At 65.7% G+C, this 15,816-nt stretch carries 11 protein-coding genes; 1 reads left to right on the top strand and 10 read right to left on the bottom strand.

Features of this window, described 5'->3' with window-relative positions; all coding sequences use genetic code 11:
• Positions 1-11: 11 nt before the first annotated feature.
• The 10 genes from AC07O4_RS05745 to AC07O4_RS05700 form a co-directional block, all read right to left on the bottom strand.
• Entirely contained in the window at positions 12-2,114 is a 2,103-nt protein-coding gene (locus AC07O4_RS05745) for a 3-hydroxyacyl-CoA dehydrogenase NAD-binding domain-containing protein (protein ID WP_062471322.1), read from the bottom strand.
• Between the two features lie 237 nt (positions 2,115-2,351).
• Positions 2,352-3,047, bottom strand: coding sequence for an ABC transporter ATP-binding protein (locus AC07O4_RS05740; protein ID WP_062471318.1), 696 nt, complete (start codon positions 3,045-3,047; stop codon positions 2,352-2,354).
• Between the two features lies 1 nt (position 3,048).
• Complete coding sequence (locus AC07O4_RS05735; RefSeq protein ID WP_062471315.1) at positions 3,049-3,825, bottom strand: ABC transporter ATP-binding protein; 777 nt, start codon at positions 3,823-3,825, stop codon at positions 3,049-3,051.
• The gene (locus tag AC07O4_RS05730) at positions 3,826-5,151 is read right to left on the bottom strand and encodes a branched-chain amino acid ABC transporter permease (RefSeq protein ID WP_062471312.1); all 1,326 of its coding nucleotides are present in this window, start codon (positions 5,149-5,151) and stop codon (positions 3,826-3,828) included.
• Between the two features lie 4 nt (positions 5,152-5,155).
• On the bottom strand, positions 5,156-6,109 hold the full coding sequence (locus AC07O4_RS05725; protein ID WP_062471309.1) for a branched-chain amino acid ABC transporter permease: 954 nt from the start codon (positions 6,107-6,109) through the stop codon (positions 5,156-5,158).
• Positions 6,110-6,192: 83 nt separating this feature from the next.
• Positions 6,193-7,434: a branched-chain amino acid ABC transporter substrate-binding protein gene (locus tag AC07O4_RS05720; protein WP_062471306.1), complete on the bottom strand. Its 1,242-nt coding sequence runs from the start codon at positions 7,432-7,434 to the stop codon at positions 6,193-6,195.
• Between the two features lie 201 nt (positions 7,435-7,635).
• Positions 7,636-8,865, bottom strand: coding sequence for a branched-chain amino acid ABC transporter substrate-binding protein (locus AC07O4_RS05715; protein ID WP_062471303.1), 1,230 nt, complete (start codon positions 8,863-8,865; stop codon positions 7,636-7,638).
• Positions 8,866-9,005: 140 nt separating this feature from the next.
• A complete protein-coding gene (locus tag AC07O4_RS05710; protein ID WP_495303965.1) occupies positions 9,006-10,649 on the bottom strand; it encodes a 3-(methylthio)propionyl-CoA ligase in 1,644 nt (547 codons plus the stop codon).
• 114 nt (positions 10,650-10,763) lie between these two features.
• Positions 10,764-12,638 carry a CocE/NonD family hydrolase gene (locus AC07O4_RS05705; protein ID WP_495303964.1) on the bottom strand — a complete coding sequence of 625 codons (1,875 nt, stop codon included), beginning with the start codon at positions 12,636-12,638 and terminating at the stop codon, positions 10,764-10,766.
• 91 nt (positions 12,639-12,729) lie between these two features.
• Positions 12,730-14,562, bottom strand: coding sequence for a carboxylesterase/lipase family protein (locus tag AC07O4_RS05700; RefSeq protein WP_495303963.1), 1,833 nt, complete (start codon positions 14,560-14,562; stop codon positions 12,730-12,732).
• Positions 14,563-14,711: 149 nt separating this feature from the next.
• Here AC07O4_RS05700 and AC07O4_RS05695 point away from each other — a divergent pair, with 149 nt between their 5' ends.
• Positions 14,712-15,803, top strand: coding sequence for an AraC family transcriptional regulator (locus AC07O4_RS05695; protein ID WP_139701692.1), 1,092 nt, complete (start codon positions 14,712-14,714; stop codon positions 15,801-15,803).
• Positions 15,804-15,816: the final 13 nt, after the last annotated feature.

The raw sequence follows: 15,816 nt of genomic DNA, 5'->3' as shown, positions 1-15,816 counted from the left end.
CCGGTTCAGACTCAGCTGAAGGACTTGCCTTCGGCCACCAGCTTCTGGATCAGCGGTGCGGGCTGCCAGAACTCGGCGTCGTCGCGCGGGTTCTGCGCAAAGCGCTTCATCGTCTCGGCCACGTTGTACAGGCCGACCTGCGAGGCGTAGTGCATCGGGCCACCGCGGTAGATCGGGAAGCCGTAGCCGGTGAGGTACACCATGTCGATGTCGCCCGACTTGGAAGCAATGCCGTCTTCCAGGATGTGTGCGCCTTCGTTGACGAGGGCGAACACCAGGCGCTGCACGATTTCCGTGTCGGAGATCTTGCGCGGCGTGATGCCCAGTTCCTTGCGATGATCCTCGATCATCTTGTTGACGAGTTCCGACGGAATGGCGTCGCGCTTGCCGGCCTGGTAGTCGTACCACCCTGCCCCGGTCTTCTGGCCGAAGCGGCCCAGTTCGCACAGCTTGTCGGCCGTGCGGCTGTACTTCATGTCGGCGCGCTCGACGGCGCGGCGCTTGCGGATCGCCCAGCCGATGTCGTTGCCGGCCAGGTCGCCCATGCGGAACGGGCCCATGGCGAAGCCGAACTTCTCGATGGCCTTGTCGACCTGCTGCGGCGTGGCGCCTTCGTCCAGCAGGAAGCCGGCCTGGCGGCTGTACTGCTCGATCATGCGGTTGCCGATGAAGCCGTCGCACACGCCCGACACGACGGAGGTCTTCTTGATCTTCTTGCCGATGGCCATCACGGTGGCCAGCACGTCCTTGGACGTGGCCTTGCCGCGCACCACTTCGAGCAGCTTCATCACGTTGGCGGGGCTGAAGAAGTGCATGCCGACCACGTCCTGCGGACGGTCGGTGAACGAGGCGATCTTGTCGACGTCGAGCGTCGAGGTGTTCGAGGCCAGGATGGCGCCCTTCTTGGCGACGCGATCGAGTTCCTTGAAGACCTTTTCCTTGACGCCGATTTCTTCGAACACTGCTTCGATGATGAGGTCGGCGTCCTTCAGGTCGTCGTAGCTCAGCGTGGTGCTCAGAAGCGCCATGCGCTGCTCGTACTTGTCCTGCTTGAGCTTGCCCTTCTTGACCTGGGCTTCGTAGTTCTTCTTGATGGTGGCAATGCCGCGATCGAGCGCCTCTTGCTTCATCTCGAGGATCTTGACGGGGATGCCCGCGTTCAGGAAGTTCATCGAGATGCCGCCGCCCATGGTGCCGGCGCCGATCACGCCCACAGCCTTGATGTCGCGCTTGGGCGTGTCTTCGGGCACGTCGGGAATCTTGCTCGCGGCGCGCTCGGCCATGAACAGGTGGCGCAGGGCCAGCGATTCGGGCGTGAACATCAGCGCGGTAAAGAGGCGGCGCTCTTCGGCCATGCCGTCGTCGAACTTCATCTTGGTCGCGGCCTGCACGGCGTCGACGCACTTCAGCGGCGCGGGGTAGTTCTTCGACATGCCGCCGACCATGTTCTTGGCGAACTGGAAGTAGGCATCGCCTTGCGGGTGCTTGCACGGCAGGTTGCGCACGAGCGGCAGCTCGCCGCCCTTGGCAGCAACCGACTTGGCGAACTCGACGGCTTCGTCGAACACCGACTCGGCCGAGGCGGCCAGCTTGTCGAACAGCTTCTGGCCCGGCAGGCTGGCGAGCAGCTCGCTCTTCACGGGCTCGCCGCTGACGATCATGTTGAGGGCGGTTTCCACGCCGATCACGCGCGGCAGGCGCTGCGTGCCGCCGGCACCCGGCAGCAGGCCGAGCTTGACTTCAGGCAGTGCCACGCTGGTGCCCGGTGCGGCCACGCGGTAGTGGCAGCCGAGCGCCAGCTCGAGGCCGCCGCCCATGCACACGGAGTGGATGGCTGCGACGATGGGCTTGGGCGAGGCTTCGAGCGAGAGGATCACGCTCAGCAGGTTGGGCTCTTGCAGCGCCTTGGGCGTGCCGAATTCCTTGATGTCCGCACCGCCCGAGAACGCCTTGCCGGCGCCGGTGATGACGATGGCCTTGACGGCGCTATCGGCATTGGCCTTGGACAGGCCGTCGGTGATGCCGATGCGTGTCGAGAAGCCGAGACCGTTGACCGGCGGGTTGGTCAGGGTGATCACGGCGACATCGCCGAGCACTTTGTATTCAGCCGTCATGCTGCGTTCCTTGGTGTGTGAAGAAAAAGAAGAAAAAGCACGAGTGTTCTTTTTCGAAGATTCTAGGCGTTTTGCGTGGCCGAACAATGGCACGCAGTCGCTGTCGGGACAAGGGCCTCAAGAGAGAGCCGGACTTTCCAGGAACACCGCGGAACCGGCTTTGCCGGGCCGCAGGTGTTGCCCCCTGCAAGGGGGAAGGCGCGCGCGACACGAAGTGCGCGAAGCCTGGGGGTTTGCTTAAACCTCCAGCCACTCCCTGCGGGTGGTGCCGTCGGCGCGCAGGCTGTCGGGCGTCCCGTCGAACACGATGCTGCCGTGGCCCATGACGAGCGCGCGGTCCGAGATCTGCATCGCGATGGTGAGCTTCTGCTCGATGAGGAGCACCGAGATGCCCTTGTCCTTCAGCGTGCGCAGGTACTGCCCCACCAGCTCGACGATCTTGGGCGCGAGGCCTTCGGTGGGCTCGTCGATGATGATCAGGTCGGGGTCGCCCATGAGCGTGCGGCACAGCGTGAGCATCTGCTGCTCCCCGCCCGAGAGCACGCCGGCCTCGGTGTGCTGGCGCTCCTTCAGGCGCGGGAACATGCCGTACATGTCGTCGAACGACCAGCGGCTGCCCTTGCCCGAGCCCTTCTGCCCCAGGAGCAGGTTCTGGTGCACCGTGAGCTTGGGGAAGATGTCGCGGTTCTCGGGCACGTAGCCGATGCCCATGTGCGCGATCTCGTAGGCCTTGCGGCGCAGGATGTCGCCGCCCTTCCACTGCAGCGTGCCCTCGGCATGCACCAGGCCCATGATGGCCTTGGCCGTGGTCGAACGGCCCGAGCCGTTGCGACCCAGCAGGGCCACGATCTCGCCCGGGCGGACGTCGAAGGAAACGCCATGCAGCACATGGCTCTTGCCGTAGTAGGCGTGGATGTCGTGAAGCTTCAGCATGTCAGTGTCCCGCCCCTTGCGCGTCGGCAACCGACGAACCCAGATACGCCTCCTGCACGCGTGCATTGGCGCGCACGGCAGCCGGCGTGTCGAAGGCGATGACTTCGCCGTAGACCACCACGGCGATCTTGTCGGCCAGCCCGAAGACCACGCCCATGTCGTGCTCCACCGTCAACAGTGTCTTGCCGACGGTGACGTGCTTGATGAGCGAGATGAAGTGCGAGGTCTCGGTCTTGCTCATGCCGGCCGTGGGCTCGTCCAGCAGGATCACGCCGGCGCCGCCGGCGATGGTCACGCCGATCTCGAGCGCGCGCTGCTCGGCATAGGTGAGGTTCACCGCATGCACGTCGCGCTTGCGCTCCAGGCCGATCTGCTTGATGAGCTCTTCGGTGCGTGCGTTGGCGTCGTCCAGGTTCGAGAGAAAGCGCAGGAAGGTGTACTTGTAGCCCAGGCTCCACAGCACGCCGCAGCGCAGGTTCTCGAAGACGCTGAGCTTCGGGAAGATGTTGGTGATCTGGAAGCTGCGCGACAGCCCCAGGCGGTTGATTTCATAGGGCTTCTTGCCGTCGATGCGCTGCCCGTTGAGCAGCACCTCGCCGCTGGTGGGCGTGAGCCGCCCGCTGATCAGGTTGAACAGCGTCGACTTGCCCGCGCCGTTCGGCCCGATCACGGCGATGCGTTCGCCGGCCTTCACCGCCAGGTCCACGCCGCGGATGATTTCGGTCTTGCCGAAATTCTTGCGCAGCGCCTTCAGTTCCAATGCGTATTGCGCGCTCATTTACGCCGCCTCCCGACGTTTGATTTCTGCTTCGATCTCTTCCTGCGCCTGGCCCCAGACCCGCACGAAGCGGCGCCGTGCCACCTCGAGCAGGCCCAGGCCGACGGCCAGGATCGCGATGGCGCCCAGCCAGCTGGTCACGCCCGCCGTGTTCAGCATGGTGCCGAAGAACTTCAGGTCCGGGCCCATCGCCGCGTTGAGCTGGATGTGATAGATCATCTCGATCAGCGCGGCAGCGCCGACCACCACCGGCACCAGGGCCACGGCGAGCGCGGCGTACAGGCCCCAGAAGCGGTTGAACTTGCCGAACTTGGCCACGCGCAGGTTCATCATGACCAGGCTGGCGATGCCACCGGGGGCGAACATCACCATGAACACGAACACCAGGCCGAAGTACAGCTGCCAGGCCTTCGACAGTTCGGACAGCAGGATCGAGGCGAACACCAGCAGCACCGCGCCGATGATCGGGCCGAAGAAGAACACCGCGCCGCCCAGGAAAGTGAACAGCAGGTAGCCGCCCGAGCGGATGGCGTTCAGGCTGTCGGCCGCGTTCACGATCTCGAAGTTGATCGAGGCCAGGCCGCCGCCGATGCCGGCGAAGAAGCCCGCGATGATGAACGCGAAGTAGCGCACGCGCTGCGTGTTGTAGCCGATGAACTCCACGCGCTCCGGGTTGTCGCGCACCGCGTTCAGCATGCGGCCCAGCGGCGTGCCGGTGAAGGCATACATCAGGGCGGTGCACACGAAGCAGTACGCGGCGATCAGGTAGTACACCTGGATCTGCGGGCCGAAGGTGAAGCCGAAGAAGCTCGGGCCGTACACGCGGTCGGTGGTGATGCCGCCCTCGCCGCCGAAGAAGCTGGGGAACATCAGCGCCATCGAGGCCACGAGCTCGCCGATGCCCATGGTGATCATGGCGAAGGTGGTGCCCGACTTCTTGGTGGTCACGAAGCCCAGCAGGATGGCGAAGAACATCCCCGCCAGCCCGCCGACGAGCGGAATGAGCACCAGCGGAATCGTCGGGCCGCCCTTGGTCGCCATGTTCATCGCGTGGATGGCGATGAACGAGCCCAGGCCGGTGTAGACGGCATGGCCGAAGCTCAGCATGCCGCCCTGCCCCAGCAGGATGTTGTAGCTCAGGCAGATGATGATCAGGTAGCCCATCTGCGAGAGCATCGTCAGCGCCAGGCTGCTCTTGAACAGCATCGGCGAGATGATCAGCACCAGGGCGAACAGCGCCCAGACCAGGTAGCGCCCGATGTTCCAGGGCTTGAAGCGGTAGTACCGCGTCGGGGTCGTCGGTGAAGTGGTGGTTGCGGTGGTCATGGTGTCAGTCCTCCCGGGTGCCCAGAAGACCCTTCGGGCGGAAGATGAGGATCAGCACGAGGAACAGGTACGGCAGGATCGGTGCGACCTGCGAGATGGTGAGCTTGAGCAGCTCGTAGCCGAAGGTCTGGTCGGTCACGGCCACGCCCAGCGCCTGCAGCGCGGTGGCCAGCGAGTGGTCCAGCGCCACGGCGAAGGTCTGGATGATGCCGATCAGCAGCGACGCCAGGAAGGCGCCCGCCAGCGAGCCCATGCCGCCGACCACCACCACCACGAAGATGATGGTGCCGACCGAACCGGCCATGGCTGGCTCCGTGACGTAGGTGTTGCCGCCGATCACGCCCGCCAGGCCAGCCAGCGCGGCACCGCCGCCGAACACCAGCATGAACACGCGCGGCACGTTGTGGCCCAGCGCCTCGACCATGTCAGGGTGCTTCAGCGCCGCCTGGATCACCAGACCGATGCGGGTGCGCGTGAGCAGCAGCCACACGGACACCAGCATGAGCATCGCCACCAGCATGATGAACGAGCGCGACTTGGGGAACTGGGTGCCGTACAGCGAGAACAGCGGCCCCTGCAGCGCCTCGGGCAGGCCGTAGGGCACCGTGGAGCGGCCCCAGACCAGCTGGACCAGCTCGAGGATGAGGTACGAAAGACCGAAGGTCACCAGCAGCTCGGGCACGTGGCCGAACTTGTGGACCCGGCGCAGGCTGTAGCGTTCGAAGGCCGCGCCCAATGCACCCACCAGCAGCGGCGAGAGAAAGAGCGCGGGCCAGAAGCCGACGATGCCTGACAGGGTGTAGGCGAAATAGGCGCCCAGCATGTAGAAGCTGGCGTGTGCAAAGTTGAGCACACCCATCATGCTGAAGATCAGCGTAAGGCCAGAGCTCAGCATGAACAACAGCAGGCCGTAGCTGACGCCGTTGAGCAGTGAGATGACGAAGAATTCGACGTTCATCGGTCTTCCGTGTCGGTTGAAAAAGAAAGAGGCCCGAGTGTTGAAGTCGGGCCTCGACCGGTCAGGGGGCGATCAGCAGGCGATCAGGAGGCGCCGCCGGGTCGCTTCATCTGGCACGAGGTGGGCGTGCTCGAGACGTAGGGCTCGTAGTACTTGACCGGTGCCAGCGTGTAGCCGGTGTTCTCCGGGCTGTACGGGCTCTTCGCGTCGGCCTTCTGCCAGCGCGTGATCCACAGGCCCTGCTGCAGCTGGTGGTCGGACTTGCGCATCTCGACGTCGCCGTTGAAGCTCTTGAACTTCATGCCTTCCATGGCGGCGGCCACCTTGACGGGGTCGGTCGACTTGGTGCGCACGAAGGCTTCGGCGAGCATCGCGTACACGGTGTACGGCGACGTCGTGTACAGGTCTTCGTTGAAGCGCTTCTTGAACTCGTTCATCATCGGCGCGATCGGGCCCGGCGCGTTGTAGTGGCTGTAGCCCACCATGTAGACCTTGCCGTCCGAGGCCGCGCCCATGGCGGTCGGCGTGCCGTTGGTCACCGCGTAGTAGGTGTAGAACTTGACGTTCAGGCCTGCATCGTTGGCCGACTTGATGAGCAGCGCGAGGTCGGAACCCCAGTTGCCGGTGATGACGGTGTCGGCGCCCGAGGCCTTGATCTTGGCGATGTAGGGCGCGAAGTCGCGCACCTGGGCCAGCGGGTGCAGGTCGTCGCCGACGATCTGCACGTCGGGGCGCTTGGTCTTGAGGTTGTCCTTGGCGTACTTCGCGACCTGCTGGCCGTGCGAGTAGTTCTGGTTGATCAGGTACACCTTCTTGATGTCGGCCTGGTCCTTCATGAAGGTGGTCAGGGCTTCCATCTTCATGGAGGTGTCGGCGTCGAGGCGGAAGTGCCAGTAGCTGCACTTGCTGTTGGTCAGGTCGGGATCGACGGCCGCGTAGTTGAAATACACGACTTCCTTGCCCGGGTTGCGGGCGTTGTGCTTTTCGAGCGCGTCCATGATGGCCAGCGCCGGGCCGGAGCCGTTGCCCTGCACCACGTAGCGCGCGCCCTGGTCCATGGCCGAGCGCAGCGCGGCGGTGGTTTCCTGCGGGCTGAGCTTGTTGTCGATGCCGATGACCTCGAACTTCACGCCGGCCACGTTCTTCTTGTTGAATTCTTCGGCCAGGAACTGGAAGGTCTTGAGCTGGTTGGTACCGACGGCCGCCATCAGGCCCGACAGCGGGTCCAGCCACGCGATCTTGACGGTCTCACCCTTCTGGGCAAGGGCACCGGTGGCACTTGCCGCGAGCACGGCGGCGGTAGCGATCTTCAGAGCGAACTTCAATCTATATCTCCTGGTCAAACCGATATCAAAAACGCTGCACAAGCGTACAAGTCTTTGCCACCCCACCCCTCAGGGAATGCCCGTAAGGAAGGGGCTGCAAAGGCACGTATCTATCGCGCAGGCGACAGTGCATTTCCTTCTTTTGCTACCCGGCGGTAGGTATCTTCTACCGATGGGTAGGAAATGCGTTCACAAAGACGCCTAGGGGCGCTTCATCTGGCAGGTCGTGGGCGTGCTCGCCACATACGACTCGTAATACTTCACGGGGACGTTGGTGTAGCCGGTGTTCTCGGCGTCGTAGGGGTACTTGGCGCTGGCCTTCTCCCAGCGCGAGATGTACAGGCCCTGCTGCAACTGGTGGTCGGCCTTGCGCATCTCGACCTCGCCGTTGAAGCTCTTGATCTTCATGCCTTCGAGCGCCGCGGCCACCTTGACGGGGTCGGTCGACTTGGTCTGCACGAAAGCGGCATCGAGCAATGCGAAGGTGTGATAGATCGAGGACTGCGTCAGGTCGTCGTTCATCTTCTTCTTGTAGCCGGTCAGCAGCCGCTGGATTTCGCCGCCCATGTTGTAGTGGGCATAGGCCACGGTGTAGACCTTGCCGGCCGAGGTGGCGCCCATGGCCGTGGGCGTGCCGGCGCCCGGTGCGTAGTACGTGAGGAACTTGACGTCCAGCCCCGAGTCGTTCGCCGCCTTGATGAGCAGCGAGAGGTCGGAGCCCCAGTTGCCGGTGATGACCGTGTCGGCGCCCGAGGCCTTGATCTTGGCGATGTACGGCGAGAAATCGCGCACCTGTGCGAGCGGGTGCAGGTCATCGCCCACGATCTGAATGTCCGGGCGCTTGGTCTTGAGGTTGTCCTTGGCGAACTTGGACACCTGCTGGCCGTGGGAGTAGTTCTGGCCCAGGATGTAGACCTTCTTGATGTCGGCCTGGTCCTTCATCCAGGTGGTCAGCGCTTCCATCTTCATGGAGGTGTCGGCATCGAGGCGGAAGTGCCAGTAGCTGCACTTGCTGTTGGTGAGGTCGGGATCAACCGCCGCATAGTTCAGGTAGAGCAGTTCCTTGCCGGGATTGCGTGCGTTGTTCTTCTCGACGGCGTCGATGATTGCGAGCGCCGGGCCCGAGCCGTTGCCCTGAGTGATGTAGCGCGCACCCTGGTCCTGCGCCGAACGCAGCGCCGCGGTGGTCTCCTGCGGGCTCAGCTTGTTGTCGATCGCGATGATCTCGAACTTCACGCCCGACGCATTCTTCTTGTTGAACTCGTCAGCCAGGTACTGGGTCGTCTTGAGCTGGTTGGTGCCCACGGCCGCCATCAGACCCGACAGCGGGTCCAGCCAGGCGATCTTGACGGTTTCGCCCTTCTGGGCGAACGACGCTGAAACACTCACCAACATGGCGCAGGCGGCCACTGACTTGATACCGAAGTGCATGAAGAGTCTCCTGGTTGAAAGGCGGGACGCCAGCGTACAAGCGCCCTTTTCTTCGCCGCACAGGGAATGCCCGGAAGGAAAGCCGCCGGGGCGGCCTTCCTATCGCGTGCGCGACAGTGCGGGTGGGCTTTGGCCGTGCTTCAGAGGCCCGGCAGCTTGTAGTCCTTGAGCAGTTCGCGAAGCTTGGTCTTGAGGATCTTGCCGGTGGCGCCGATCGGAATGGCCTCGACGAACACCACGTCGTCCGGGATCTGCCACTTGGCGGTCTTGCCCTCGTAGAACTTCAGCAGCTCCTCGCGGGTGACTTCGGCGCCGGGCTTCTTCACGACCGCGATGATCGGGCGCTCGTCCCACTTGGGGTGGAACACGCCGATGCAGGCCGCCATGGCGATGGCCGGGTGCGCGACGGCGATGTTCTCGATGTCGATGGAGCTGATCCACTCGCCGCCGGACTTGATCACGTCCTTGCTGCGGTCGGTGATCTGCAGGTAGCCCTCGGCGTCGATGGTGGCCACGTCGCCGGTGGGGAACCAGCCCCGGCCTGCGGCGTCGGCGACCAGCGGGTTGCCGCCCTCGCCCTTGTAGTACTCCTTGACGACCCAGGGGCCCTTGACCAACAGGTCGCCGTAGGCCTTGCCGTCCCAGGGCAGCTCGTCGCCGTTGCCGTCGACGATCTTCATGTCGACGCCGAAGATGGCCCGGCCCTGCTTCATGCGGATCTGCAGCTGTGCGTCGGCGGGCAGCGACAGGTGCTTGTTCTTCAGCGTGCACAGCGTGCCCAGCGGGCTCATCTCGGTCATGCCCCAGGCATGCAGCACCTCGACGTTGTAGTTCTCCTGGAACGCCGTGATCATGGCCGGCGGGCAGGCCGAGCCACCGATGACGGTGCGGTTCAGCTTGCTGAACTTCAGGCCGTTGGTCTGCATGTGGCCCAGCATCATCTGCCACACGGTGGGCACGCCGGCCGCGAAGGTCACGCCTTCGGACTCGATGAGTTCGTACACCGACTTGCCGTCCAGCGACGGGCCCGGGAACACGAGCTTGCAGCCCACCAGCGCGGCCGAGTACGGAATGCCCCAGGCGTTGACGTGGAACATCGGCACCACCGGCAGCACCGAGTCTTGCGCCGAGATGCGCATGACATCGGGCAGCGCGGCAGCGTAGGCATGCAGCATGGTCGAGCGGTGGCTGTACAGCGCGGCCTTCGGGTTGCCCGTGGTGCCGCTCGTGTAGCACATGCTCGAGGCCGAGTTCTCGTCGAAGGTGGGCCAGTCGTAGGTGGTGGACTGCGTGCCGATCCAGGCCTCGTAGCTCACGAGGTTGGGCACGCCGCTGTCGGCCGGCAGCCTGTCGGCATCACACAGTGCAACCCATTTCCGGATCGTGGGACAACGCGCATGCACCGCCTGCACGAGCGGCAGGAAGCTCAGGTCGAAGCACAGGATCTGGTCTTCGGCATGGTTGGCGATCCACGCGATCTGGTCGGGGTGCAGGCGCGGGTTGATGGTGTGCAGCACGCGGCCGCTGCCGCTCACGCCGTAGTACAGCTCCAGGTGGCGGTAGCCGTTCCAGGCCAGGGTGGCGATGCGGTCGCTGAACAGCAGTTGCTCGCCATCCAGCGCATTGGCCACCTGCCTGGCGCGCGATGCGATGTCGCTCCAGGTGCAACGGTGGATATCGCCCTCGACACGGCGCGAGACGATCTCGCCGTCGCCGTTGTGGCGCTCGACGAACTCGATCAGCGACGAGATCAAAAGCGGTTGGTCTTGCATCAAACCCAGCATCTACGGACTCCTATGTGAAATGACTTCAAAAAGCGTTGCGAACGAGAGATTCACGCAAGCTTCGGCCACTTGCACAATGACACAAACCCGCACTGCATGATTGAACGAAGCGGCTCAAGTGGGCGCCTTCGGACCGGTGCCCGCGGGCACCGTCACCACGTTGGTGCGGCACGGCTGGCGCAGCGTCTTGCCGCACTCGGGCAGCGCCGCCGCATGCGGGTAGGCGACATAACCCAGCACGATGCTCGACGCGTTCGCGCCCTGGTGCCACAGCGTGTTGGTCGAAGGCCTCGTGTCGTTGCCGAACAGCCAGAAGCCGGTCTGCGACGGCGAGTCCACCGTCACGCGGATGCTGGAGCCGGCGCGAAAGACATGGGCGAACTTCTGGATCTCGATGCGCACCAGGTTGGGCTGACCGGCCTGCAGCGGCGCTTCCTTGGGCTGGGTGAAATCGCCGAAGGGGCGCAGCTCGGTGGAGCGGCTGGCGTCGAGCGCCCGCTTGGAGGCGCGCAGCCAGCCGCGCTGCACGAACATTTCCTTGCCGTCGGGCCGCACTTCCGACACCGTGACCTGCAGGTCGGTGCTGTCGGCGGTGGCGCTCAGGTACAGGTCGGCCGAGCCTTCCCCGTAGAAGCTCAGGTCCTCGGGCAAGGCGGCGGTGGTGAAGGTGAGCTGGCCGTCCTTCTCGGCATCGGCCACGGCCTGCCAGCCTTCGGCGGCCGGGTTGTTCACCACCGGGCTCTTCACCGGATACCGGTAGTCGGACGAGGCCGCACCGACGGTCGGCTTGGCGTCGGCGAGCACGCCGCCCGGCTGCATCCACAGGCGCATCGGCTTTACCTTGACCGGCAGGCGGTCGAACTCGGCCACGCCCGTCTGCTTCAGCTTGGCGGCGCCGTTGATCGCCTTCTGGTCGGTCTGCTGCATTTCCTGCAGCAGGCGCACGTGCGGCTCCTTCTCGAAACCGTTGTCCTCGCCCTTCACGAAATGGGCGAGAAAGCGCTTCAGCGTACCGTCGATGTAGTCGGAGGTGACGTTGGTGTGGTGGTCGCCGTTGGAGCTGACGAGCCACATCTTTTCGGGCGCCATGGTGTCTTCGTAGTAGCCCGAGCGCGGGCCGATCTGCTCGTCCTGCCACGACTGGGTGCCCAACGCGGGGATGTCGATCTTGCCGGTCTCGTAGAACGCGCTGCGCTTCACGTAGAGGCCGTCGGCATACGGGTTCTCGAGCCACTTGGTCAGGTCGAGATCGGGGCGCTTGAGCTTCTCGATGTTGTCGGCCACGGTCTTGGCGCACTCCGTGTCGCCGTCGAGCTTGGCGGCCAGCGCGGCCGCGCGGTTCCAGGTGGCCGGGAAGCCGCCCCACCACTGCGCGGGAAAACCGACGTTCTTGATGCCGCCCGGGTAGCCCACGTCGCGGTACGGATCGGTCACATTCTTGCTGGGCGTGATCGCCAGCAGGCCCTTGGGCCGGTGCGCGGCCACCCACAGCTGGTTGTAGCCCGAGTACGAGTAGCCGATCATGCCGATCTTGCCGTTCGACCATGGCTGCTTGCCGGCCCATTCGAGGGCGAAGGCACCGGCCGCGCCGGTGCTGGCGTCGAAGACCTGGTCGTCGCCCGTCGAGCAGCCGGTGCCCGGCACATTGAGGCCCATCACCGCATAGCCCTCGGCCAGCCAGCGCTGGCCGATGTTCGGGGCCGAGCCCGAGCTGTAGCCGTCGTACTCGACCAGCAGCGGATAGGTGGCATTGCCTCCGCTGGGCAGCAGCAGCGAGTAGCGCATCCTGTTGCCGTCGGGCAGCGTGATGTAGCCCCACTTGCGGACCGGGCCCGTCTCGGGCGCGACCGGCGGCTGCGCGGGAGGCGTTTCGGCGACGGGCGGAAAGAAGCTGAACCCGCTGCCGCCCGACGAACCGCCACCGCAGGCCGCAAGGCCCGCCGCGATGGCAAGCAGCGACGCGGCAAGGCGCCATCGGCGGGGGTGCATGGAAATCCTCATGGTGTTGTCTCTGTGATCGTTCTGGTTGGTGGCTCGCGTTGCCCAGGCGCGTCTCGGGGCAGGACGGCGATCCCTTTGATCAGGGCGCCGCGGTGATCTTCGTGGCGGTGGGCGTGGCGTCGAGCAGCAACTGCGAGGGCCACGTTCCCCAGGTGGCGCCGAGCTCGGGGGTGTTCGGATCGCCGTTGCGCATGAAGGCCCCGACGCTGGCCATGACGGCCCTCGACAGCGCCACGCGCCCCTTCTCGTTGGCCTTGCCGCCCATCACGTTGCTCAGCAGCGAACCCTCGAAGTTGCCGAACACGAACGGCAGGTCGAAGGCGTGCGATGCGCCGTACACGTCGTTCCACGGCGCGGCCTCCTGCGACCAGTCGAGACGGTAGTGCCAGATGTTCGACTGGCGCGTCTTCATGGTGTTGAGCAGGTTGTCGCGGTTGGCCTCGAAGAGCCCCTTCGTGATGAGCGCGGTGGCCGCGTTGTAGCCGGTGCCGACCTTGTCTACCGGAAGGTAGAACGGGTCGATGATGTGGTCCACCGTGAGCGTGGGCGCAGCATCGGGGTTGAAGTTGAACATCATCAAGAAGCGCGCGTCGTCCTTGACGATCCAGCCGGCCTTCGGGAAGCCGATGGTGCCCAGCAGCGACGCGAAGAGCTTGCCCTCGTCGCGCGTGTTGCCCGCGAGCATGGGCACCTTGACGTACTTGTCGGCTGCGATGGCGCCGATCGGGTCCGCCGGCAACACCGTGCCATCGGGAATCGGCGCCACGTTGCCCTGCCCGGCTGCCGTGACCTTGGTCAGCAGCGCCCCACCCTCTTGCGCACGCAGGTACTCGGCGATCTGCGCCGGCGAGCGCGTGCCGATGTACACCTTGGCCGCCGCTTCATCGGCCACGGTGCCGTCGGCGACAAGCAGCTTTTCGAGGATCGTCTGGCCCTGCGTCAGCGAGGCCGAAGCCGGCTGCAGCGTCGGCAGCGTCCCGGGCGGCAGATTGGTCTTGAGCGAAATGCCGCCGCTCATCTCGAAGGCCTTGTGGAACAGGCCCTTGGCCATCGGCGAGGTCATCACCGCCAGCAGGTTGGTCGCGCCGGCCGATTCGCCCGACAGCGTGACGTTGCCCGGGTCGCCGCCGAAGTTGGCGACGTTGCCCTGGATGAAGCGCAGTGCCGCCATGTTGTCCAGCAGCGCGAAGTTGCCCGAGTCGTCGCCCGCCGTGCCGCCCGGTCGCAGCTGCGGCATGTTCAGGAAGCCCAGGATGCCCAGGCGGTAGCTGGCGGTGATGACCACCGCGTTGGTGGCCTTGGCCAGCGCCGCGCCGTCGTACAGCGGATCGGCCGTGTAACCCGAAATATTGCTTCCGCCGTGGATGAACAGCAGCACCGGCAGGTTCTTCTCGGTGGTGGCCGGGCGCCAGATGTTGACGAACAGGCAGTCTTCGCTGCCGACCGGCTTGCCCAGGTTGGTGCCGATGGTGGCGTCGTAGGTGTTGCTGGTGCCGGGGCTGAAGATCCGGCCGATCTGCAGGCAGGCGTTGCCGAAGGTCTTGGCCGGGCGGATGCCGGTCCAGGCTTCGGGCTCGACCGGTGCGCGCCAGCGCAGCGCGCCGACCGGCGGCTGGGCGAACGGAACACCCTTCCAGGACCAGGTGCCATTCCTGGCGCTCTCGTCCGTGCCCTCGACCTTGCCGGCCGTGGTCTGGCGCACCATCGGGCCGTCGGCGGCGGGTGCCGGAGCGGGCGCGGGTGCCGGAGCCGGTGCAGGCGGCAACACGGGAAAGGCGGTCGCCCCCGACGAACCGCCGCCGCAGGCCGCAAGCGCCGCCGCGGTGGCCAGCGTGGCCACCGTTGCAATGGCGCGCGCCATCGCCGTCTGTCCTGCCGCACCCTGGTCTTGTGCTGTTGTCGTTGTCTTCATTTTTTGTCTCCACACCGGGTTAATCGGAATTCCTGGCTTGGCGCGCGGCACCCATACTCCGGGCCGCCGTGCACTGGAAAAATTCTAGGAACCGGCCCCGTTTTCACCGCTATCGCAAGCGAGCCAATCGAATGACTTCAGAAGCCTCCCTGCCGCGCCATTCGCGCCGGCCGTCGCGCCGCCCCGGCTGTCCGCAGCCCGAGCTGCGCACCAGCTCGGCCGCCTGGCTGGAGGGGGTGCTGTCGATGTTCGAGGCCGAGGGGCTGAACGTGCCCACGCTGCTGCGCGATGCCGGCTTCGACCCCGACTCGCTGCACCGCCAGAACGCGCGCATCCCGGTCGACGAGATCTCGGTGCTGTGGCAAGTGGCCGTGGCGCACGCCGGGCGGCCCACGCTGGGCCTGGACCGCGACCTGGCCGCCACGCACAGCAAGCTGGGCACCGTGGGCCACGCCATGGCCTGCAGCCCCACCCTGGGCGCGGCGCTCACGCGGCTCACGCGCTACATGGCCGTGATCTCCGACGCCACCGCGTTCTCGCTGCAGTCCGACGCGCGCGGCTGCTGGATGGTCATGGAGCACACCGGCGGCAGCCTGCCGATCCCGCGCCAGCGCGTCGAGTACGCCCTGCTGACCGTGCTCATGCAGTGCCAGTGGCTCACGCGGCGCGAGCTGCAGCCGCTGGCCATGGAGTTCGTCTATCCGCCGCCGGCCAACGACCGGCTGCACCGCGAGGCCTTCGGCTGCGAGATCCGCTTCAACGCGCCCGCCAACCGCGTGCTGCTGTCGTCGGCCGACATGACCATGCCGCTGCCCACCCACCACCCGGCCCTGGGCGAGATGCAGGAGCACCTGCTCGACGACCAGCTCAACCTGCTGGGCCAGACCACCACCGCCAGCCTGGTGTGCGCCGAGATCGCGCGCCGGCTGCAGCACGGCGAGCCGCGCCGCCAGGACGTGGCCTCGGGCCTGGGCTTGGCTGACCGCACGCTGCAGCGCCGCTTGCAGGAGGAGTCGGTGTCGTTCCAGGCGCTGCTCGACCGCACCCGCCGCGAACTCGCCAAGCAGTACCTGGCCGAACAGCGCCACACGCTCGCGGACGTGGCCGACCGGCTGGGCTTCGTCGACGTCAGCAACTTCTTTCGCGCCTGCAAGCGCTGGTTCGGCCTGCCGCCGGCCCAGTACCGCGCCAGCCTCGCGCTCGACGGCGCCGGGGCGCTGCGCGGCGCGCTGCTGAACTGAGCGGCGGCGCCCG

The organism is Variovorax sp. GW821-FHT09D04 (assembly GCF_059416405.1).
The sequence above is the reverse complement of the archived record's forward strand: the minus strand, read 5'-3'. Positions and strand labels throughout refer to the sequence as shown.

Bases quoted from the DNA above. Each gene is read 5' to 3' on its own strand.
- AC07O4_RS05745 (WP_062471322.1), bottom strand. From the start codon at position 2,114: ATGACGGCTGAATACAAAGTGCTCGGCGATGTCGCCGTGATCACCCTG.
- AC07O4_RS05740 (WP_062471318.1), bottom strand. From the start codon at position 3,047: ATGCTGAAGCTTCACGACATCCACGCCTACTACGGCAAGAGCCATGTG.
- AC07O4_RS05735 (WP_062471315.1), bottom strand. From the start codon at position 3,825: ATGAGCGCGCAATACGCATTGGAACTGAAGGCGCTGCGCAAGAATTTC.
- AC07O4_RS05730 (WP_062471312.1), bottom strand. From the start codon at position 5,151: ATGACCACCGCAACCACCACTTCACCGACGACCCCGACGCGGTACTAC.
- AC07O4_RS05725 (WP_062471309.1), bottom strand. From the start codon at position 6,109: ATGAACGTCGAATTCTTCGTCATCTCACTGCTCAACGGCGTCAGCTAC.
- AC07O4_RS05715 (WP_062471303.1), bottom strand. From the start codon at position 8,865: ATGCACTTCGGTATCAAGTCAGTGGCCGCCTGCGCCATGTTGGTGAGT.
- AC07O4_RS05710 (WP_495303965.1), bottom strand. From the start codon at position 10,649: ATGCTGGGTTTGATGCAAGACCAACCGCTTTTGATCTCGTCGCTGATC.
- AC07O4_RS05705 (WP_495303964.1), bottom strand. From the start codon at position 12,638: ATGCACCCCCGCCGATGGCGCCTTGCCGCGTCGCTGCTTGCCATCGCG.
- AC07O4_RS05700 (WP_495303963.1), bottom strand. From the start codon at position 14,562: ATGAAGACAACGACAACAGCACAAGACCAGGGTGCGGCAGGACAGACG.